This window comes from Massilia sp. Masssp94 (assembly GCF_059491305.1).
On record NZ_CP168501.1, the window covers coordinates 3,480,269 to 3,500,119 of the forward strand.

Below are 19,851 nucleotides of genomic sequence, written 5' to 3' on the forward strand. Positions count from 1 at the left end.
GATCATCATGACTTTCGACACCATGGCATTCGAGGCAGGCCTGCGCGCGCCGGTCCGTGAGGACCATGACACCCGCACATTGCAACAGCTCGACAGCGCCCACTTCCTGCATCCATTCACCGACCACGGTGCCCTGAGCGCGAAGGGCGCGCGCGTGATGGTGCGCGGCGAGGGCATCTACCTGTGGGATTCGGACGGCAACAAGACCATCGACGGCATGTCCGGCCTGTGGTGCGTGAACGTGGGCTATGGCCGCACGTCCATCACGCAAGCCGTCTCACGGCAGATGGATGTTTTACCGTTCTACAACAGCTTCTTCAACACGACGAACGTGCCGGCCGTGAGGCTGGCGGAGAAGCTGGCGAGCCTGGCACCGCCCGGCTTCGAGCACGTGTTCTTCACGAGTTCCGGTTCCGAGGCGAACGATACCGCGCTGCGCATGGTATGGCGCTACTGGCAGCTGATGGGCCAGCCGGACCGGCAGATCGTCATCAGCCGGCGCAACGCCTATCACGGCAGCACGATTGCCGGCGCGTCGCTGGGCGGCATGGCGGCGATGCATGCCCAGGGCGCGCTGCCGATCCCGCACATCCACCACATCGAGCAACCGCATTTCGGCGAGCACGGCCGCGGCCTGTCCGAAGCGGAATTCGGGCTGCTGGCCGCGGACTGGCTCGAACAGAAGATTCTCGAATCAGGGCCGGACAAGGTCGCCGCGTTCATCGGCGAACCGGTGCAGGGCGCGGGCGGCGTCATCATCCCGCCGCAGACCTACTGGCCGCAGATCCAGCGCATCTGCGACAAGTACGGCATCCTGCTCATCTCGGACGAGGTCATCTGCGGCTTCGGCCGGCTGGGCACGTGGTTCGGCAGCGAGCGCATGGGCACGCGGCCGGACCTGATCCCGTTCGCGAAGGGCGTCACGTCCGGCTATGTGCCGCTGGGCGGGGTGCTGGTCGGAGAGCGGGTGGCGCGCGCGCTGATCGAGCGCGGCGGCGACTTCAACCACGGTTTCACCTATTCCGGCCACCCCGTCGCGTGCGTGGCGGCGCTGGAAAACCTGCGCATCATCGAGGACGAGAAACTGGTCGACAAGGTCGCGCGCGAGACGGGGCCGCATTTGAAAGCCGCGTTCGCGCGGCTGGCCGAGCATCCACTCGTCGGACACGCGGAGAGCATCGGCATGACCGCCGGCCTGAACCTCGTGCGGCGCAAGGGCGCGACGGTGCACGACTGCGAACCGTTCGCACGCGACCTGGCGGTGGGGATGGTGTGCCGGCAGCACATGTTCGACAACGGCGTCATCATGCGCGCCGTCGGGGACCGGATGATCGTCGCGCCACCGCTTGTGATGACCTGTGCGCAGATCGACGAGATGGTGGCGCGGATACGGGATTGCCTCGACCTGACGCTGAAGGATGTGACCGGACGGGGATGGATGGACTAACCGCGTGCGGCGTGGGCACCCCGTGCCCACCCTATGCGATTACACGCTGACCGCCGTCTTGTGCGGCTCGTGCCGGTTCTTGAGCACCTGCGGCGCCAGCGAGCCGACGAACATGCCCGCGAACGCCGCCAGCAGGCCCGCCAGCTGGCCCGGGAAGACTTCGCCCAGCGGCGAGATCTGCGGGAAGAACACGATCCACGTGGCGATGCCGGCGACCAGCGACAGGATCGCGCCCTGCGTCGTCGCGCGCTTCCAGTACAGGCCGGTGACGAGCGGCACGAAGGCGCCGACGAGCGTTACCTGGTACGCGGACGACACGAGGTCGTAGATCGACGTGCCCTTCATCGCGATGGCGTAGGCCAGCACGAGCGAGGCGAACACGACGATGGTGACGCGCATCGCGAGCAGTTGCTGGCGGTCGCTCATGCCCGGGCGCAGGTTTTTCAGGATGTTTTCCGTGAAGCTCGTCGACGGGGCGAGCAGCGTGGCGGACGACGTGCTCTTGATGGCGGACAGCAGGGCGCCGAAGAACAGGATCTGCATGATCAGCGGCATCTTCGTCATCACGAACGTGGGCAGCACGCGCTGGTAATCGCTCTTGGCCAGTTCCAGCGCATCATTGCCCATCACGATCACGGCGCACGCGACGACGAACATCGGCACGAACGCGAAGATGATGTAGCTGGCGCCGCCGATCACGGCGCCGGCGCGCGCGGTCGGGGCGTTCTTGGCGGACATCACGCGCTGGTACACGTCCTGCTGCGGAATCGAGCCCAGCATCATCGTCACGGCCGAGCCGACGAAGAAGGCGATGTCGGTGAACTTCGGCTCCGGCAGGAAGTGCCACAGGTTCGCGTTGTTGGCCATGTCGATGACGGCACCGGTGCCGCCGGCCAGCTTCGCCGAGAACACGGCGATGATGGACAGGCCGACCACGAGCACGATCATCTGGATGAAGTCGGTGATCGCGACGGCCAGGAAGCCGCCGATGACGACGTAGATCAGCACGGCGAGCGTGCCGACGATCATGCCGGCCGTCTCCGACATCGCGCCGTTCGTCAGCACGGAGAACACGAGGCCCAGCGCGGTGATCTGCGCCGCGACCCAGCCGAGGTAGGACAGGATGATGGCGGCCGAGCAAAAGACTTCGATGCCCTTGCCGTAGCGGGCGCGGTAGTAGTCGCCGATGGTCAGCAGGTTCAGTTTATAGAGGCGGGCGGCGAAGAACAGGCCGACGAGAATCAGGCAGGTGCCGGCGCCGAACGGGTCTTCCACCAGCGCGCCCAGGCCGCCCTGCACGAATTTCGCCGGGATGCCCATCACGGTTTCGGCGCCGAACCAGGTGGCGAACGTCGTCGTGATGACCATGATCAGCGGCAGGCTGCGGCCGGCGACGGCGAAGTCGGACGTGTTTTTGATCCGCGTGCCGGCCCATACGCCCAGGCCGAGCGTGCCGAGCAGGTAGAGCACAACGGACGTAATCAGAATAGTGTTCATTAAATGCTCCGCGGCAGGCGATTAACTGAAATTACGGCGGGGAAAAATTCGCGATTATAGCGGCAGAAATCGGCATTTGGATCGATTTTGTTTGCTAGTATCGGCCTGACAACAAGTTGTAATCTCGATGGAGGCATTATGACCACGCCAGGCTGGCATGAGCGTTCCAAAAGGGTGCATATCGACGGCCGCGCCGTCGTCGAGGGCCGGCGGATCGACGCCGCATCGGGCGCCCGTTTCGACAATATTTCTCCCATCGACGGCCGCATCCTGGGCGAGATGGCCCGCTGCGACGCGGCCGACGTCGATGCCGCCGTCGCCAGTGCCCGCGCCGCGTTCGAGGACGGCCGCTGGGCGAGTAAAGCCCCGGCGGAGCGCAAGCGCACCCTGATCCGCTTCGCCGACCTGATGCTCGCGCACGAAGACGAACTGGCCCTGCTGGAAACCCTCGACATGGGCAAGCCCATCCGCTACAGCAAGAGCGTGGACGTGCGGCTCGCGCAGAACTGCATCCGCTGGTACGGCGAAGCCATCGACAAGATCTACGACCAGGTCGCGCCGAGCCCGCAGGACAGCCTGGCCCTCATCACGCGCGAACCGGTCGGCGTCGTCGCCGCCATCATCCCGTGGAATTATCCGATGCTGATGGCCGCGTGGAAGATCGGCCCGGCACTCGCGGCCGGCAACAGCGTCGTGCTGAAGCCGTCGGAAAAGGCGCCCCTGAGCTCCTTGCGGCTGGCCGAGCTGGCGCTGGAAGCGGGCGTGCCGGAAGGCGTGTTCAACGTGCTGCCCGGCTACGGCGACGAGGCGGGCCGCGCGCTCGCGCTGCACATGGATGTCGACTGCATCGGTTTTACCGGTTCCACGCGCGTGGGCAAACAAATCCTGCAGATGGCGGGGCAGTCGAACCTGAAGCGGGCGTGGACGGAGCTGGGCGGCAAGTCCGCGAACATCGTGTGCGCGGACTGTCCCGACCTCGACGCGGCCGTCGCGGGCGCCATCGGCGCGATCTATTTCAACCAGGGAGAAAGCTGCAACGCGCCGTCGCGGTTGTTCGTCGAGGAATCGATCCGGGAAGCGTTCCTCGACAAGGCCCTGGCGTTGATCCCGCAGTACGCGCCGGGCGACCCGCTCGACGAATCCACCGTGATGGGCGCGATCGTCGATTCGATCCAGATGAAGACGGTGCTGGGCTATATCGAGGACGGCAGGGCGGCCGGCGCGCGCCTGCTCGCGGGCGGCAACGCGGCACGCGCGGAGACCGGCGGTTTGTACATCGAACCGACGCTGTTCGACGGCGTGGAGTCCACGATGCGCATCGCGCGCGAGGAAATCTTCGGGCCCGTGCTGTCCGTACTGTCGTTCACGGACCTCGACGAGGCGGTGCGCCAGGCCAACGCGACACCGTATGGCCTCGCGGCGGCCGTGTGGACGTCCGACATGAGCCGCGCGATCCGCACGTCACGCAGGCTGCGCGCGGGCACCGTGCACGTGAACCAGTACGACAACGACGACATCACGGTGCCGTTCGGCGGCTACAAGCAGTCGGGGAACGGCAGGGACAAGTCGCTGCACGCGTTCGACAAGTACACGGAACTGAAGACGACGTGGATTCAAATCTGACCCGTATACCCAAGACCGACGTTGGTTTATTGCGCGTCTGATTAAATCGCCATCTCCCTGAGCACCTTCGACGCTTCCCGGCTCGCCGTCAGCACGGCGCCGTCGCGCATCGTGATCTCGAGCTGCGACTGGTCGTCCGCGCGCATGGAATCCACGAAGTCGAGGTTCACGAGCGCCGAGCGGTGGATGCGGATGAAGCGGCCCGGGTCCAGCTGGGCTTCCAGTTCCGAGATCCCGATGCGCACGAGGAAGGTGTGGCCGCGCGCGGCGATCGCCGTGTATTTCGCATCCGCCTTCAGGTAGGCGATCTCGTTCACGGACAGCGGAAAGATGCGGCCGCGGTCGCGCACGAGGATGCGTTCGATGCGGCTCGGCACACGATCGACCGCCAGCGTGAGCGCGCCGCCGATGACGTCGGGCGCTGGGACGGACGATCCCGGCGTCTCCAGCAGGCGCGCGACGGCCGCGTCGAAGCGGGCGCGCGTAAAAGGTTTCAGCAGGTAGTCGACGGCATTCAGTTCGAACGCGGTCACGGCGTACTGGTCGTATGCAGTCGTGAACACGATGTCCGGCACGACGGTCAGGCGGCGCAGCACGTCCAGGCCCGTCATCTCGGGCATCTGGATATCCATGAAGACGATGTCGGGGCGGATGCGGGAGATCTGCGCGAGCGCGCTGGCGCCGTCCGCCGCTTCGCCCACGAGGCGCAGGCCCGCATGGGCATAGATGAAGTCGCGCAGGACGTCGCGCGCGAGCGGTTCGTCTTCCGCGATGAACACGGTCCGGGCATTCATGTGAATTCCTTGTCGTTGGCGGGCACGGGAATGGCCATCGTGACGACGAAGCCGGCGCCCGGCGCCGTGTCGATGGCGAGTCCCTCCTCGGTGCCGTATTCCAGTTGCAGGCGGCGCTCGACGGTGCGCAGGCCCAGGCCGTTCGACGCGCGCACGCGGCCGATGTCGGCGCCGGGGCCGTCGTCGCCGACGGACAGCACGAGCCTGCCCGTGTGCGCGTCGAGGCGCGTGCGGATCAGCAGGCGGCCCGGCCGGCTGTGCGGGTTGAACGCGTGCTTGATGCTGTTCTCGACGAGCGGCTGCAGCGACAGCGCGGGCAGCAGGTGGCTGGAGGCGGCATCGTCGAGCTCCCAGTCGACGTGCAGGCGCGCGCCGAGGCGCAGGCTTTCCAGTTCCAGGTAGTCGCGCACGAAGCGCAGTTCGTCGTCCAGCGTCACACGGTCGTTGCCCGTCTTTTCCGTGTCCAGCACGTAGCGCAGCATGTCGGAAAACTGGAACAGCGCGGTCTCGGCGGCGTTCGGGTCCTTGCGCGTGAGGGCGATGATCGAGTGCAGCGTGTTGAACAGGAAGTGCGGATTGAGCTTGCTGCGCAGCGCGTTCAGCTCCGTCGCGACGAGCAGCGCGTGCGCCTGCTGCACGGCGACTTCCTGCCGGCGGCGCGCATCGTTGGCGCGGATCATGTGGAACGCGGTGGCGATGACGCCATAGCCCATCATCGAATACAGCACGGGCCACACGTAGAACGACAGCGGCTGCGTCGTCTCGTAGAGGAGCCCCGGCAGCGCGTACGACAGGATGGCGTACGTCGGCGCGCCCACGCCGTGGATCAGGCAGCGCGTCGCGAACGGGACGTGGCGGCGTTCCATCCAGCCGCTGAGCGGCCAGTGCAGGGCGAGCACGAAGGCCTGGGGCACGATCCACAGCATCGGGATCAGGCCGCGCCAGTTGTAGCCGTGCTGGCTGGAGTCGGCGAGCCGCAGCACGACCGCGAGCAGCACCATGTACGCGAGCCAGGCGCAGGCGTAGTTACGCCACATGCGGGTGGTTTTCGGCTGTGTCGTGGTCGTCAGCTGTTCCATTCATAAAGTATGACGCAGGACGGCGCTTGGCGGAACGGCGATGACGCGAAGTGCGGTATCGCGGCAACTAATTGAGGAAATGAGGCGAAAGCGGGGCCGCCCGACCCGCGCGCGGCCTAAAAATCGCCGATGCTATATTGACTCGCATCGAGTCAAGCGAGGGTGTGATGGATTCCGAAGCGCATAATCCGATGCGCGATTTTCTGCGCGAACACAATATCCACGAAGTCGAGTGCGTCATCGCCGACATGACGGGCATTGCCCGCGGCAAGATCCTTCCGAAAGACCTGTTCCTGGCGGGCGAGCACATGCGGTTGCCGAAAAGCGTGCTGCTGAACACGGTCCATGGCGAACAGCCGAACAACACGCCGTACGTCGGCTCCATCGATCCCGACATGGTCTGCGTGCCCGACCCGGCCACGATCCGCGTCGTGCCCTGGGCGACGGAGCGCGTCGCGCTCGTGATCCACGATTGCACGAACTTCGACGGTACCCTGGTCGACCTCGCCCCGCGCTCCGTGCTGCGCCGCGTGCTGGGCCTGTACGCCGAACGGGGCTGGCGGCCCGTCGTGGCGCCCGAAATGGAGTTTTATCTCGTCGCGCGCACGACGAATCCGCACGAGCCGTTGAGTCCGCCTACGGGCCGCAGCGGCTTCACGGAGCAGGGCCGGCAGTCGTATTCGATCGATGCCGTCAACGACTTCGATCCGTCCTTCCTGGAACTGTCGGCGTTCTGCAAGCAGCACGAGCTCGGTGTCGAGACGCTGATTCACGAGGCCGGCGCCGGGCAGATGGAAATCAATTTTACGCACGGGGACGCGCTGGAGCTGGCCGACCGCGTGTTCCTGTTCAAGCGGGCCGTGCGCGAAACGGCGCTACGCCACGGCATCTTTGCCACGTTCATGGCCAAGCCGATGGAGACGGAGCCAGGGAGCGCCATGCACGTGCACCAGAGCATTGTCGACGCGGACGGCCGCAACATCTTTTCCAACGACGACGGGTCGGAGAGCACCCTGTTCCGCCACTTCATCGGCGGGCTCGAACGCTACGTGCCGGCGGCGACACTCCTGTTCGCGCCGCACGTGAATTCCTACCGGCGCCTGTCGCGCTTCCAGTCGGCGCCGATGAACGTGCACTGGGGCTACGACAACCGCACGTGCGGCATCCGCATCCCGAACTCGAGCCCGGCCAGCCGCCGCGTGGAAAACCGCGTGCCCGGTGTCGACGTGAATCCGTATCTTGCGATGGCGGCCACGCTGGCCTGCGGCTTCCTCGGCATGGTCGAAGGGCTGGAACCGTCGGCGCCAACGCCCGAGAGCGCGGAGCACATCCACGGCGACCTGCCGCGCAATCTCGAAGATGCGATCGTGCAGCTGCGCGGGTGCCCGGCGCTGGCCGACATGCTGGGATCCTTGTTCGTGCAGGCATTCTGCGAAGTGAAGGAGCTGGAGTTCGCGACGTTTTCGCGCGTGATCAGTTCGTGGGAGCGGGAGCACCTGATGCTCCTCGTCTGATCATACGCAGGGCAGGGTGATGGTCAGGCGCGTGTGCCCGTCGCCCGTCTCCATGGTGGCGTCGCCGCCCTGGACCTCGGCCATCAGGCGGATCGAATAGGTGCCGAGGCCCATGCCGCCCTGCTTGCCGGCCGTGGCGTACTTGTCGAAGAAGCGGCCGCGCATGGTCAAGGGAACCTCGCCCTCGTTGTCGATCACGACGTGCAGGCTGCCGGGCCCCGGCGCCACGTCGACCTTGATCGTGCCGCCCGGCGGCGCCGCCTCGGCCGCGTTCTTGAAGGCGTTCGAGAACATCGAATAGCACAGCAGCGATTCGCCCAGGCAGACGGTGTCGCCCGGCGCGGCGAAGCGGATGGCGATGCGACGATCCGTGAACGCGAGCTCGGTCTGCTGCGCGACGCGCGACAGCAGCGCTTTCATGTCGAACGGCTGCAGCGCCGGCTGGTACTCGCCCTTTTCCATCTTGTGGATGTCGAGCGTGCGGTTGATCATGTCGAGCGCGTGATTGGCGGCCATCTCGATCATGTGCGCATGTTCGCGGTGCGCATCCAGCAGGTCGCCCGCGAGCAGCGCCTGGCTCGCGTGCAGGGTGACGGCGATGGGGCTCTTGAGGTCGTGGCGCGTCATTCGCTCCACGTCTTCGCGCAGGTGCGCGTTCTCGATCAGCAGTTCGTTCTGGCGCTTCAGGTCGCCCATCGCAGTGGCCAGCGCCAAATGTGTCGCGATGCGCGCCTTCAGGATCGTCGGGTCCGCAGGCTTCGACACGTAGTCGACCGCGCCCAGGCGCAGGCCGCCCACGATGTCGTCGACGGCGTCCTTCGCGGACAGGAAGATGATCGGGATGTGCGCCGTCTTCGGATCGGCTTTCAGGTGGCGGCACGTCTCGAAGCCATCCATCACGGGCATCATGATGTCGAGCAGGATGATATCGATGGGGAAGGCGGCCGCGATCTCCAGCGCCTTGCGGCCGCTGATCGCCACCTTGATCGCGTACTCGTCCTTGAGCGCGCCGGCCAGCACCTCGATATTGGTCGGCACGTCGTCCACGATCAGCACCGTGCAGCGCTTCAGGCGCTCGGCCAGCGGGGCCTGCAGGCCGATGACGTCGGCCTGGACGGGCGTCGGCTTCAGCACCGGCGGCGGCGCGGAATCGGGCCGCGGCACGGGTTCCGGCGCAGGCTCGGACTCTTGCACCGTGCCGATCATCGCCATGAACTTGCTGGCGAAGCTGTGCACGGTGAACGGCTTGATCATGTACGCGTTGACGCCGGCCCGCAGCGCGCTGCGCACGGAAGCGGGATTCGCCTCGGCCGTCAGCATCATGAACGGCGTCTTCGCATAGCGCGCGTCATGGCGCATCCAGTGCAGCAGGTCCAGGCCGCTCATCACCGGCATGCCCCAGTCGCCGATGACGATGTCGATCGTCTGCTTGCGCATGAGGTCTTGCGCGGTCTTGCCGTTCTCGGCCTGGAACACGTTGGAAAAGCCGAGTTCCGTCAGCACCTGGCGCACGGCGGTGCGGATCAGGAGATAGTCGTCGACGATCAGGATGGCAGCGGACTTATGCATATTGTTCTGATAATGAATGCAGCGAGTGTAGCAATGATTAGGCCGCCAACCAACCACCAGGTCGCCTGTATGCATGAATGTGCGTGTTTGTATTGATTATTGCTGGTTTGTGCGTAAACGTGTAAAGTGTGTGCATTCAAGGAGACATATATGCAACTGGCGGAAGAACGACGCCAACACATCGTCGACACGGTCGAGCAGCAGGGCAAGGTGCTGGCGGCCGAACTGGCGCAGCGGTTCAATACATCGGAAGACACGATCCGCAGGGACCTGCGCGACCTGGACGCGGCGGGCCTCTTGCGCCGCGTGCACGGCGGCGCGATGCGGCGCACGCAGCCGGTGCCCAGCTTCGGCCAGCGCGTCGATGCCGACGAAGCGCGCAAGGAGATGCTCGCGCGCGCGCTGGCCGACAGCGTGCAGCCGGGCGACACCGTGCTCGTCGATGCGGGCACGACCAATCTCGCGTTCGCGCGCCAGCTGGAAGACGGCCGGGCCGCGACCATCATCACCAACAGTCCGCAGATCGCGCTGGGCCTGGGCCATTTGCGCATTACCCGCGTCGTGCTGCTGGGCGGCGTGTATTCCGCTCACGTGGGCGCCGTGATGGGCGCGCAGACGCTGGCCGAGATCCAGCGCCTGCGCGTGGACGTGTCGGTCGTGGGCGTGTGCAGCGTCGAGGCCGAGCGTGGCCTGGGCGCGAGCGACCCCGAGGAAGCCATCCTCAAGCAGGCCATCCTGGCCGCGGGCAGCCGGCGCGTCGTCGCCGCGCTGAACGAGCGGCTGGAAGCGCCGGCGCCGTTCCCGATCGCGCCGCTGGCGGACATCGACCGCCTCGTGCTGGAAGCGGATGCGGCACCCACCGTGGTCGCGCGCCTGCGCAAGGGCGAGCGCGCACCTGAAATCGTACTGGCAGCAAGGAGCCGCGCATGAGCCGCATCGACGACACACTATCCCTCCAAAGGGCGCCGGCCGCCAGCGTGAACGCCGCGCGCTGGTCCGTGTCGATCATCTTCCTGCTGAACGGCGCCGGCATCGGCGTGTGGGCCGCGCACGTGCCGCTCGTGCAGGCGCGTGCCGGCATCGACACGGGCGTGCTCGGCTTCCTGCTGCTCACCATCGCGGGCGGCGCGATCTCCGCGATGCCGCTGTCCGGCTGGATGGCGGGACGCTGGGGCACGCGCGCCGTCGTCGTCGGCAGCGGCCTGCTGTTCGCGCTGACGAGCGACATCCTGATGAACGTGAGTGGCCTCGTGCCGCTGTTCCTCGCGGCGTACGCATTCGGCGCCAGCAACGGCGTGCTGGACGTGGCGATGAATGCCAACGCCAGCGAGGTCGAGGCGGCGCGCGGCATCCCGACGATGTCCTCGTTCCACGGCTTCTACAGCCTCGGGGGCCTGATCGGCGCGGCGCTCGGCGGCCTCATGATCGGCGCGGGCCTCGGCGACGGCCGCGGTGCCATGATGGTGAGCGCCGCCATCTTCTCCGCCGTGGTGTCGTGCGGCGGGCGTTTGCTGGTCGTCCCGCCGGCGCCGCATGCGAGCCATTTCGCCTTGCCGCGCGGACCCGCGCTGTTCCTCGGTTTATTGGCCCTGCTGTGCTTCGCCATCGAGGGCGCGCTCGTGGACTGGAGCGCGCTGCTGCTGAAGGAGCGCACGCAGGTCGATGCGGCGACGGCGGCGCTCGGCTACTCCGCGTTCTCGGTGACGATGGCCGCCTGCCGTTTCGCGGGCGACCGGCTCGTGCTGCGTTTCGGTCCGCTGCGCGTGATGATCGTCGGTGGCCTGGGCATGTTCGCGGGCCTGATGCTGGCCGTGGTCAGCACGCAGTTCTGGCTGTCGGCGCTGGGCCTCGCGCTGATCGGCCTCGCCGCGGCGAACGTCGTGCCGCTGATCTTCGCGGCGGCCGCGCGCATGCCGGGGATGTCGGCCGGCGGCGGCCTCGCGACGGTCGCCACGCTCGGTTACGCGGGCCTGTTGATGGCGCCGCCGCTGCTCGGGGCGATTGCGGCGCACACGAACATCGCCGTGGCGCTGGGCATCCTGTCGTTGTCGGGGATCGTGATCGCGGCGAATGCGCGGATCGTGAAGCGGAACGGTTAGCGGTATTCGCGCAGCACCGTGTAGGTGCCGGCGTGCGATGCGACGAGGGCGTAATGCGTGATCGCCCAGTCGATCGCGGGACCGGCGGCGGGGATGACCGCGCCGTTCGCGCGCCGTGCCATCGTCACGTGCGGGCGATAGGCGCGGGCTTCCGGCGTCAGTCCCAGCGCCATTAAAGCGTCGGACAGCCGCGCATGCAGGTCCAGCAACCCTTGCGGTTCGCTGAGCGGCTCGATCCACGCGATGCCGCTGCGCTGCAGCGCGGCGCGGCCGAACTGCAGGTCGAACGGTTCGAAAGGCACCCGGAAGCCGTCCAGGAAGTCGGGCAGCCGCGCGGTGGGCTGGTTGCCGAGGAAGTGCAGGGTCACGTGCAGTTTATCCGTGTGGACAGGCGTCGCGCCGCGCGGCCACGTCCACGCGTCGCGCCACGCGCGCAACTGGTCACGCACGGGCTCAATCGGCCACAGGGCCAGGAAGAGGCGGGCGGTGTCCGGCTGCGCGCTCATCTCAGAAGCAGTGTTCCGGCGCCGGGAAGCTGCCGTCCTTCACGGCCGCGACATAGGCCTGCACGGCGGCGTCGATGCTCGTCTGGCCTTCCATGAAGTTCTTCACGAAGCGCGCCTTGCGGCCCGGGAAGACGCCCAGCAGGTCGTGCATGACGAGCACCTGGCCGGAGCAGTCCGGACCCGCGCCGATGCCGATCGTCGGCACCTGCAGGATGCCCGTCACTTCCTTGCCCAGCGCCGCGGGCACGGCTTCCAGCAGCACCATCGCGGCGCCGGCTTCCTGCAGCGCCAGCGCGTCGCGCTTGAGCTGCTCCGCGCCTTCGTCCGTCTTGCCCTGCACCCGGTAGCCGCCCAGCTGGTGGACGAATTGCGGCGTCAGGCCGATGTGGGCGCAGACGGGAATGCCGCGCTCGGTCAGGAAGCGGACCGTTTCGGCGAGCCACTCTCCGCCTTCGATCTTGATCATCTGGGCGCCCGCGCGCATCAGGGCGGCGCAGCTGTCGTAGGCCTGCTGCAGGGTGCCGTAGCTGCCGAACGGCAGGTCGGCCAGCACGAACGCGTTCTTGCGGCCGCGTACGACGGACGCCGTGTGGTAGGCCACGTCGGCCACCGTCACGGGCAAGGTCGAGTCGTAGCCGGCGCACACCATGCCCAGCGAATCGCCGATCAGCAGGATGTCCACGCCGCAGCGGTCCATCAGCGACGCGAAGCTGGCGTCGTAGCAGGTGAGCATGGCGATCTTCTCGCCGGACGCGCGCATCGCCAGCAGCGAGGGCAAGGTCACGGCCTTGCGTACCGGTGCTTCGTTCGTCGAGGTTCCGCCCAGGTAAGCGCTCATAGTATTCCTTTGCAAATCAAAATAGGCCGTGCCGGAGGATCGCCCCGGCGTGCCACGCGTCCGGGCAGGCATGCGGTCACAGGCGTGCCCGGTATCGTTTGTTAAGATGCGCGATCTTACCCGAAAACGCCGCCGGCATTCGTGCAACCCCATGGCCACAACAATCCTCATCATCTTCCTCATCGTCTATCTTGGCATGATCCTCGGCGGCCTGCCGTTCCTGCGCCTCGACCGGACCGGCGTCGCGCTGCTCGGGGCGATTGCGCTCATCAGCATCAATGCGCTGACGCTGGAGCAGGCGGTGGCATCGATCCATTTGCCGACGATGGCGCTCCTGTTCGCGTTCATGGTCGTCTCCGCGCAGATGCGGCTGGGGGGATTCTACGACTGGGTCACGCAAAAACTGGCGGGGCTGGCGCTGAGTCCCGCCAGCCTGCTGGGCGTGCTGATAGGCGTGTCCGCCGCGCTGTCGGCCGTCTTCAGCAACGACATCGTCTGCCTCGCGATGGCGCCGCTGCTCGTCGACGCGTGCCGCCAGCGCCAGCTCGCGCCGGTCCCGTATCTGCTGGCGCTCGCGTGCGCCTCCAACATCGGCTCGGCCGCGACCCTGATCGGCAATCCGCAGAACATGCTGATCGGCCAGACAATGCGGCTGTCGTTCGACGGTTACTTCCTCGACGCGATCCTGCCCGTCGCGCTGGGCCTCGCCGCCTGCTGGGTGCTGATCGCCTGGCAGACGAAAGGGCGCTGGAAAGAGCGCGCAGCCGCCGCCGAATCCCAAGCCGCAACGGTGCCTTTCGATGCGTGGCAGACGACGAAGGGCCTGCTGATCGCGGGCGCGCTGCTGGTGGCGTTCCTCGTCGCGCCATGGCCCCGTGAGCACATGGCGCTGATCGGCGCGGGCATCCTGTTGATGAGCCGCCAGCTGCGTTCGCAGAACATGCTGGGCCTCGTCGATTGGGAATTGCTCGTGCTGTTCATGAGCCTCTTCGTCGTGAACGCCGCGTTCCAGGGCACGGGCTTCACGACGCATGCGATTGCCTGGCTCGCGTCGCTCGGCGTGCGGCTCGACCAGCCGGGCTTCCTGTTCGCCGCCACGTTCGTGCTCTCGAACCTGGTCTCGAACGTGCCCGCCGTGATGCTCCTGATGCCAGTCGTGCACCATCCGCTGGGCGGCGTCATGCTGGCGCTGGTCAGCACCCTGGCCGGCAACCTGCTGATCGTCGGCAGCATCGCGAACATCATCGTCGTGGACGCGGCGGCGCGGCGCGGCATCGTCATCGACTGGCGGCGCCACGCGCGCGTGGGCGTGCCGGTCACGTTGATGACGCTGGCCGTCTCCGGCGTCTACCTGGCGCTGCGCTTCTGAACGGTTGGATGCCACGTTTTTCCAAAAATATTACTTTTAATTGGAAGTTGAATTGCTAGCTAATAGCAAAATGATTGCCGTCGGGTGAATTTTCCGTGATAGGATCTGTTCAATAACGAACCGTTATCCATCATGCCCAACACCCGTTCCACGTCATTGGCTGCTGCCCACCTGGCGGTAGCGCTGCTGTCCCTCGATGCCGCCGGCGCCGAGCCGGTCCCGCAGGCCCGGGTCGAGGTACGCGGCTCGGCCGCGCAATACGATGCGCGGCGTGACGACACCTCGACCAGGATCGTGGTGACCCAGGAAGAACTCAGGAAATACGGCGACAGCACCGTGGCCGACGTGCTCAGGCGCCAGCCGGGCATCTCGATCAGTGGTGGTGGTCCCGGACGGGGCGGCGAGATCCGCATGCGCGGCCTGGGCAGCGGCTATACGCAGATCCTGCTCAACGGTGAACCGGCGCCGAACGGTTTCTCGCTCGATTCGCTGGCGCCGGAGCTGGTGGAGAGAATCGACATCCTGCGCGTGGCGACCGCCGACATGAGTGCGCAATCGATCGCCGGCACCATCGACATCATCCTCAAGCGCAAGGTGCGGCAGGGGCAGCGCGACCTGAAGCTGCAGGCCGAACATTCCAACGTGTTCTTTTCGCCGAGCGCGTCGCTGCAGATCGCGGACAAGGGCAAGGCGATGTCCTATTCCGTCGTGGCGGACGTGCGCAAGGGCAGCTTCGAACAGGATTACGACCAGGTCGAGCAAGGCTGGGACGGCGCCGGCCGGCCGGTGTTGCTGCGCAAGGTGGCGCGCAAGAACGACGGCGGGTTTCGCGCGCTGTCGCTGACGCCGCGCGTGAACTGGACGCTGGACAACGGCGACACGCTCAGCTCGCAGTCCTTCGTCCGCGTGCAGCGCTCGGACAGCCGGACCGAAGGCCACTGGAGCGCCACCCTGGGCGACCTGCCCGACTACCCGAACGACCGCACCTGGCCGGACGATCGGCGCAGCCAGCTGCGGTCCGACCTCAATTGGATGCACAAGCTCGGCCCGGACGAGAAGCTGGAAGCGAAAGCGGGCCTGAACGCCAGCCGTGTACGCAACCGCCAGCACGAAGCCGGCTACGGCACGGCCGGGGAGCGAACGCTGGACCGCGACGTGCACAACGATACGGACGGGCGTGGGGCTACGTTGACCGGCAAGTACAGCAAGTCCTACGCGAGCGGCCATCAGTTCAGCGCCGGCTGGGATGCGGCGCGCCAGTCCACCGAGGCCGCGCGCGCGTCCCGCGAACTGCAAGGCCTGGCCGGCACGCCGGTGCGGGACGACCGGCAGTACGACGCCACGCTGCATCGCCTCGCCTTGTATGCGCAGGATGAATACGCCATCACGCCGCGGCTGTCGACGTACCTGGGCCTGCGCTGGGAGACGCTGCGCACCCGCAGCGCAGGCAGCGATTTCAGTGCCATCCACAACACGGCCAGCATGCTGAGCCCGATCCTGCAGGGCCTGTGGAAGCTGGACGGCAAGCAGGACCAGCTACGCGTTGCCTTGTCGCGCACCTACCGTGGCGTCGACCTGGAGCGTTTGATTCCGCGCGTGACCCGCTCGCTGAACAACACGGAGGTCACCCCTGACACCGCCGGCAATCCGGCATTGAAACCGGAGCAGGCCTTCGGCGTCGACGCGGCCCTGGAACACTTCGGCGGCCATGGCGAGCAGGTGAGCCTGTCCGTGTACGCGCGCCGGATCAGCGACACCATCCACGACGACACCCGCCTCGTGGCGGGCCGCTGGGAGACGACGCCCGTGAACGACGGCAGCGCACGCACGCGCGGCATCGAGTTCGACGCCAGGCTGCCGCTGCGCACGCTGCTCTCCCGCGCCGCCAATGTCGACCTGCACATGAACGTGACGCGCAACTGGTCCAGCGTGAGCAACGTGCCCGGCCCGGACAACCGCCTGGCCGGCCAGACGCCGCTCACGGCCAACGCCGGCTTCGACTACCAGTTCGGCGCGACCGTCAGCTGCGGCGCGAATTTCACGTTCCGCGGCGGTGGACCGCAGCGCATCTCGCGCACGACGGGCACCTATTCGACCGCCAAGCGCGAACTGGACCTGTATGCGTTATGGAAGCTGACGCCGAAGACGCAACTGCGCGTGACCGCCGTGAACCTGTTGGCCGAACCTGCCACCGAGGAGACGCGCTACGGCGACGCGTCCGGCAGCCTGCGCAAGACGTCCGTCTATCCGTTCAGCGCCATCCTGCGCGTGGGACTGGAAACGCAGTTGTGATTCAGCCGAGCCGTTCGATCGCCTGGTCCGCGACCTGCGCGCGCAACGCGCTCACGGCACCGCGGCCGGGGATGACGAGATCGGGCGCGACTTCGGCCAGCGGCGCGAGCACGAACGCGCGCTCGTGCATGCGGGGGTGAGGGACGATCAGCGTGGGCGCATCGTCGATGACCTGGTCGCCGTAGAGGAGCAGGTCGAGGTCCAGCGTGCGCGGCGCGTTGCGGTAGGGCCGCTCGCGGCCGTGCGCCTGCTCGATGGCGAACAGGGCCTGCAGCAGGGCGTGTGCGCCGAGCCCGGTGTCGAGCATTGCCACGGCGTTGATGTAGTCGTCGCCCGAGGAATCGATCGGCGCCGTGCGGTACAGCGGCGACGTCTGCAGCAGCCTTGCCCCAGGCAGGCGCGACAGGCGCTCGATCGCATCGAGCACGTTCGCGCGCGCGTCGCCCAGGTTGGCGCCGATGCCGACCCAGGCGATCATTCGCCGCCTGCCGCCCGCTGTGCCTCCGCCGATGCGTCTGCAGGCGCCGCACCTTCGCCTTCCGCGCGGCGCGGGCCGCGGCGGCGCGGGCGTTTCTTCTGGCTGGACGGCTGGACGTCGCGCGCGGAATTGACCAGGCGTTCGCGCTCGGCGATGTCGCCGGCGTAGAACGTCGCCCACCAGTTGCCGATCTCCGCATCGAGCTCGCCCGATTCGCAGCGCAGCAGCAGGAAGTCGAAGCCGGCGCGGAAGCGCGGGTGCTCCAGCAGCTTATACGGGGTCTTGCCGGTGCGGCGCTCGAAGCGCGGCTGCATGGCCCAGATGTCGCGCATGTCGGTCGCGATGCGGCGCTGCAGGGCGAGGTTGTCGGTCTGGTTGTCGAGGACGTCGTCCGCCGCGAGGTGCAGCGCGGGGATCGGCGATTCGCCGGCGGCGCGGTACGCATTCCACTTTTCCAGCACCTGGTGCCACAGCAGCGACGCGAACAGGAAGCCCGGCGACACGCCCTTGCCGGCTTTTACGCGCGTGTCCGTGGATTCGAGGGCCAGGGTCACGAACTTCATGCCGATCGGCTGTTCCAGCACGACGTCCAGCAGCGGCAGCAGGCCGTGGTGCAGGCCGGACGAGCGCAACTCCTTCAGGCAGGCCAGCGCGTGGCCGCTCATCAGGAGCTTCAGCATTTCGTCGAACACGCGCGCGGCCGGCACGTTGTTGATCAAGGGGGCCATCACGGGGATCGGGGCGCGGGTCGCCGGCTCGATCGTGAACTGCAGCTTGGCCGCGAAGCGCACGACGCGCAGCATGCGGACCGGATCTTCGCGGTAGCGCGCTTCCGGCTGGCCGATGATGCGCAGGACCTTGGCGCGGATGTCCTCGATGCCGCCGTGGTAGTCGAGCACCGACTGCGTGGCCGGGTCGTAGTACATGGCGTTGATGGTGAAGTCGCGGCGCTCGGCATCTTCGTGCTGCGGACCGAAGTTATTGTCGCGCAGGACGCGGCCATGTTCGTCCTTCGGCGCGTTGTCGCTGCCCTTGCCGCGGAACGTGGTCACCTCCAGCAGGTCCTGGCCGAACATCACGTGCACGATCTGGAAGCGGCGTCCGATGATGAAGGCGCGCCGGAACAGCTTTTTCACTTCCTCGGGCGTCGCGTCGGTGGCGATGTCGAAGTCCTTCGGCTTCACGCCCAGCAGCAGGTCGCGTACGGCGCCGCCGACGACGAACGCCTTGAAGCCGGCTTCCTGCAAGGTCTGCGTGACGCGCACCGCGTTGTTCGACACGAGCTTCGGATCGATGCCGTGCTGCTCCGGCCCGAGGATGACGGGTTCGGTCGGGTCGCGCTCGTCTTTGACGCCCAGGATTTTGCGGATGAATTTTTTAATCATTGAAAAGGTGCAGTGAAGTCCAGCCGAGGGCGTTGGCGTGTTGGTTCAGTTTCTCGCTCGGGTTGGTCGCCACCGGGTGCGAGACGACCGACAGCAGCGGGATGTCATTGTGCGAATCGCTGTAGAACCAGCTGCGCTTGAAACTGTCGAACGGGCGGCCCAGGCCGTCCAGCCACGCGTGCATGTGCGTCACCTTGCCTAGTCCCTGCGTGGGCGTGCCGGCCAGCTTGCCGGTCGGGTGGCCGCGCTCGTCCAGCTCGGGGCGCGCGGCGATCAGGTGCTCGACGCCGAATTCGCGCGCGATCGGCGCGGTGACGAACGCATTGGTCGCCGTGATGATCGCCACGAGGTCGCCCGCGTCCTGGTGCTTGCGTACGAGATCGAGCGCCTTCGGACGGAGCGCCGGGCGGATCACCTCCCGCATGTACTGCGCCTGCAGGTCTTTCAGATGGGCCGGATCGAAGCTGGCCAGCGTACCGAGGGCGAATTCGAGGTATTCGACCGGGTCGAGCGTGCCGGCGTTGTACTGCGCGAAGAAGGCGTCGTTGCGGCGCTGGTGTTCGGCGGCGTCGACGACGTTCTCACGCACGAGGAACTGGCCCCATTCGTAGTCGGAGTCGATCGGCAGGAGGGTGTGGTCGAGGTCAAACAGCGCGAGGTCGTTCATTCTTTTGGTTCGGAGTGTGGACTGCCGGGATTGCCCTGAAGCAAGAGATCGCGCAGCAGCGGTACCGTGACCGGACGCTGGGTCTCGAGCGAATACTGGTCGAGCGCATCCAGCATGGTCGACAGGGAGCGCATGTCGCGCTTGAAATGGGACAGCAGATAGGGTAACACGCTGGCGGACAGCGTCAAACCGCGGGCCTCGGCGGCCTGCGTGAGGGCGGCGATCTTCTGGTCGTCGGACAGGCCGTGGATCTGGTACACGAGACCCCAGCCCATGCGGGTCCGCAGGTCTTCGCGCACCGGGAGCACGGCCGGCGGCACCGGCCCCGTGCAGACCATGTAGGCGCCATGCTCGCGCACCTGGTTGAACAGGGCGAAGGCGTCGATCTGGCGTTCGGGCGACAGCTGGTCGACGTCGTCGACGAGGTACAGGCTCACGTCTTGTGTCAATACGAAGTCGTCCGCACCGCTCGTCGCCGCGATGTAGCGCGCGCCATCGGTGGCGGCGAGGCCTTGCAGCAAATGCGTCTTGCCGGCGCCCGTTTCTCCCCACAGGTAGCAGAAATGCTCGCGCGATGCGCGCTGGGCGAACTGGTGCATCAAGTGCGCCATTTCGGCATTTTCCCCTATCTGGAAGGTGTCGAGGCTTTGCGCCGGCTCGGCGCCCAAGTCGAGCACCAGCTGTTTCATGGCTC

17 protein-coding genes are annotated in these 19,851 nt (G+C 66.9%); 7 read left to right on the forward strand and 10 right to left on the reverse strand.

All coding sequences use genetic code 11. The features are described 5' to 3' along the window. Positions 1–7 precede the first annotated feature (7 nt). Positions 8–1,447, forward strand: a complete 1,440-nt coding sequence (locus ACEN9G_RS15450) for an aspartate aminotransferase family protein (RefSeq protein ID WP_413336945.1) — start codon at positions 8–10, stop codon at positions 1,445–1,447. 39 nt (positions 1,448–1,486) lie between these two features. On the opposite strand, the gene ACEN9G_RS15455 is transcribed toward ACEN9G_RS15450, so the two are convergent. Continuing rightward, positions 1,487–2,944: a high affinity choline transporter 1 gene (locus tag ACEN9G_RS15455; protein ID WP_413336944.1), complete on the reverse strand. Its 1,458-nt coding sequence runs from the start codon at positions 2,942–2,944 to the stop codon at positions 1,487–1,489. Between the two features lie 138 nt (positions 2,945–3,082). Between ACEN9G_RS15455 and ACEN9G_RS15460 the strand changes: the two genes are divergently transcribed. Beyond that, on the forward strand, positions 3,083–4,567 hold the full coding sequence (locus ACEN9G_RS15460; protein ID WP_413336943.1) for an aldehyde dehydrogenase: 1,485 nt from the start codon (positions 3,083–3,085) through the stop codon (positions 4,565–4,567). Positions 4,568–4,608: 41 nt separating this feature from the next. On the opposite strand, the gene ACEN9G_RS15465 is transcribed toward ACEN9G_RS15460, so the two are convergent. Both ACEN9G_RS15465 and ACEN9G_RS15470 read right to left on the reverse strand, forming a co-directional pair. Continuing rightward, the gene (locus tag ACEN9G_RS15465; protein ID WP_413336942.1) at positions 4,609–5,361 is read right to left on the reverse strand and encodes a LytR/AlgR family response regulator transcription factor; all 753 of its coding nucleotides are present in this window, start codon (positions 5,359–5,361) and stop codon (positions 4,609–4,611) included. After that, positions 5,358–6,398, reverse strand: coding sequence for a sensor histidine kinase (locus ACEN9G_RS15470; RefSeq protein ID WP_413336941.1), 1,041 nt, complete (start codon positions 6,396–6,398; stop codon positions 5,358–5,360). Before ACEN9G_RS15470 ends, ACEN9G_RS15465 begins: the two co-directional genes overlap by 4 nt. 233 nt (positions 6,399–6,631) lie before the next feature. Here ACEN9G_RS15470 and ACEN9G_RS15475 point away from each other — a divergent pair, with 233 nt between their 5' ends. Continuing rightward, positions 6,632–7,954: a glutamine synthetase family protein gene (locus tag ACEN9G_RS15475; RefSeq protein WP_413336940.1), complete on the forward strand. Its 1,323-nt coding sequence runs from the start codon at positions 6,632–6,634 to the stop codon at positions 7,952–7,954. Here ACEN9G_RS15475 and ACEN9G_RS15480 read toward each other — a convergent pair whose 3' ends face one another. Continuing rightward, the gene (locus ACEN9G_RS15480) at positions 7,955–9,523 is read right to left on the reverse strand and encodes a response regulator (protein ID WP_413336939.1); all 1,569 of its coding nucleotides are present in this window, start codon (positions 9,521–9,523) and stop codon (positions 7,955–7,957) included. A 150-nt stretch (positions 9,524–9,673) separates the two neighbouring features. Here ACEN9G_RS15480 and ACEN9G_RS15485 point away from each other — a divergent pair, with 150 nt between their 5' ends. Continuing rightward, positions 9,674–10,453 (forward strand): DeoR/GlpR family DNA-binding transcription regulator, encoded by a 780-nt coding sequence (locus ACEN9G_RS15485; protein WP_413336938.1) that lies wholly within the window; start codon positions 9,674–9,676, stop codon positions 10,451–10,453. After that, positions 10,450–11,622 carry an MFS transporter gene (locus ACEN9G_RS15490; protein ID WP_413336937.1) on the forward strand — a complete coding sequence of 391 codons (1,173 nt, stop codon included), beginning with the start codon at positions 10,450–10,452 and terminating at the stop codon, positions 11,620–11,622. The genes ACEN9G_RS15485 and ACEN9G_RS15490 overlap by 4 nt, the downstream gene beginning before the upstream one ends. Here the strand turns inward: ACEN9G_RS15490 and thpR are convergent. Next, a complete protein-coding gene (gene thpR / locus ACEN9G_RS15495; protein ID WP_413336936.1) occupies positions 11,619–12,128 on the reverse strand; it encodes an RNA 2',3'-cyclic phosphodiesterase in 510 nt (169 codons plus the stop codon). The two genes, ACEN9G_RS15490 and thpR, sit on opposite strands and share 4 nt — an antisense overlap. A 1-nt stretch (position 12,129) precedes the next feature. Further along, complete coding sequence (gene panB / locus ACEN9G_RS15500; RefSeq protein WP_413336935.1) at positions 12,130–12,966, reverse strand: 3-methyl-2-oxobutanoate hydroxymethyltransferase; 837 nt, start codon at positions 12,964–12,966, stop codon at positions 12,130–12,132. A gap of 151 nt (positions 12,967–13,117) precedes the next feature. On the opposite strand from panB, the gene ACEN9G_RS15505 reads away from it, so the two are divergent. Together ACEN9G_RS15505 and ACEN9G_RS15510 are read left to right on the forward strand one after the other, a co-directional pair. After that, a complete protein-coding gene (locus tag ACEN9G_RS15505; protein ID WP_413336934.1) occupies positions 13,118–14,335 on the forward strand; it encodes an anion transporter in 1,218 nt (405 codons plus the stop codon). A 132-nt stretch (positions 14,336–14,467) separates the two neighbouring features. Further along, positions 14,468–16,627, forward strand: coding sequence for a TonB-dependent receptor plug domain-containing protein (locus ACEN9G_RS15510; protein ID WP_413336933.1), 2,160 nt, complete (start codon positions 14,468–14,470; stop codon positions 16,625–16,627). A gap of 1 nt (position 16,628) precedes the next feature. On the opposite strand, the gene folK is transcribed toward ACEN9G_RS15510, so the two are convergent. The 4 genes from folK to hda are packed head-to-tail and all read right to left on the reverse strand — an operon-like array spanning position 16,629 to position 19,846. Next, a complete protein-coding gene (folK, locus tag ACEN9G_RS15515; RefSeq protein WP_413336932.1) occupies positions 16,629–17,105 on the reverse strand; it encodes a 2-amino-4-hydroxy-6-hydroxymethyldihydropteridine diphosphokinase in 477 nt (158 codons plus the stop codon). Next, positions 17,102–18,490 carry a polynucleotide adenylyltransferase PcnB gene (gene pcnB / locus ACEN9G_RS15520; RefSeq protein ID WP_413336931.1) on the reverse strand — a complete coding sequence of 463 codons (1,389 nt, stop codon included), beginning with the start codon at positions 18,488–18,490 and terminating at the stop codon, positions 17,102–17,104. Before pcnB ends, folK begins: the two co-directional genes overlap by 4 nt. Continuing rightward, entirely contained in the window at positions 18,483–19,157 is a 675-nt protein-coding gene (locus ACEN9G_RS15525) for a histidinol-phosphatase (protein WP_413336930.1), read from the reverse strand. The genes pcnB and ACEN9G_RS15525 overlap by 8 nt, the downstream gene beginning before the upstream one ends. Continuing rightward, positions 19,154–19,846, reverse strand: a complete 693-nt coding sequence (hda, locus tag ACEN9G_RS15530; RefSeq protein ID WP_413336929.1) for a DnaA regulatory inactivator Hda — start codon at positions 19,844–19,846, stop codon at positions 19,154–19,156. The genes ACEN9G_RS15525 and hda overlap by 4 nt, the downstream gene beginning before the upstream one ends. Positions 19,847–19,851: the final 5 nt, after the last annotated feature.

Excerpts from the sequence above, each read along its gene's own strand:
- panB (WP_413336935.1), bottom strand. The coding sequence starts at position 12,966 with ATGAGCGCTTACCTGGGCGGAACCTCGACGAACGAAGCACCGGTACGC.
- hda (WP_413336929.1), bottom strand. The coding sequence starts at position 19,846 with ATGAAACAGCTGGTGCTCGACTTGGGCGCCGAGCCGGCGCAAAGCCTC.
- ACEN9G_RS15470 (WP_413336941.1), bottom strand. The coding sequence starts at position 6,398 with ATGTGGCGTAACTACGCCTGCGCCTGGCTCGCGTACATGGTGCTGCTC.
- ACEN9G_RS15505 (WP_413336934.1), top strand. The coding sequence starts at position 13,118 with ATGGCCACAACAATCCTCATCATCTTCCTCATCGTCTATCTTGGCATG.
- ACEN9G_RS15485 (WP_413336938.1), top strand. The coding sequence starts at position 9,674 with ATGCAACTGGCGGAAGAACGACGCCAACACATCGTCGACACGGTCGAG.
- ACEN9G_RS15525 (WP_413336930.1), bottom strand. The coding sequence starts at position 19,157 with ATGAACGACCTCGCGCTGTTTGACCTCGACCACACCCTCCTGCCGATC.
- ACEN9G_RS15475 (WP_413336940.1), top strand. The coding sequence starts at position 6,632 with ATGCGCGATTTTCTGCGCGAACACAATATCCACGAAGTCGAGTGCGTC.
- ACEN9G_RS15480 (WP_413336939.1), bottom strand. The coding sequence starts at position 9,523 with ATGCATAAGTCCGCTGCCATCCTGATCGTCGACGACTATCTCCTGATC.
- ACEN9G_RS15510 (WP_413336933.1), top strand. The coding sequence starts at position 14,468 with ATGCCCAACACCCGTTCCACGTCATTGGCTGCTGCCCACCTGGCGGTA.
- folK (WP_413336932.1), bottom strand. The coding sequence starts at position 17,105 with ATGATCGCCTGGGTCGGCATCGGCGCCAACCTGGGCGACGCGCGCGCG.
- pcnB (WP_413336931.1), bottom strand. The coding sequence starts at position 18,490 with ATGATTAAAAAATTCATCCGCAAAATCCTGGGCGTCAAAGACGAGCGC.
- ACEN9G_RS15465 (WP_413336942.1), bottom strand. The coding sequence starts at position 5,361 with ATGAATGCCCGGACCGTGTTCATCGCGGAAGACGAACCGCTCGCGCGC.
- ACEN9G_RS15455 (WP_413336944.1), bottom strand. The coding sequence starts at position 2,944 with ATGAACACTATTCTGATTACGTCCGTTGTGCTCTACCTGCTCGGCACG.
- ACEN9G_RS15450 (WP_413336945.1), top strand. The coding sequence starts at position 8 with ATGACTTTCGACACCATGGCATTCGAGGCAGGCCTGCGCGCGCCGGTC.
- thpR (WP_413336936.1), bottom strand. The coding sequence starts at position 12,128 with ATGAGCGCGCAGCCGGACACCGCCCGCCTCTTCCTGGCCCTGTGGCCG.
- ACEN9G_RS15490 (WP_413336937.1), top strand. The coding sequence starts at position 10,450 with ATGAGCCGCATCGACGACACACTATCCCTCCAAAGGGCGCCGGCCGCC.
- ACEN9G_RS15460 (WP_413336943.1), top strand. The coding sequence starts at position 3,083 with ATGACCACGCCAGGCTGGCATGAGCGTTCCAAAAGGGTGCATATCGAC.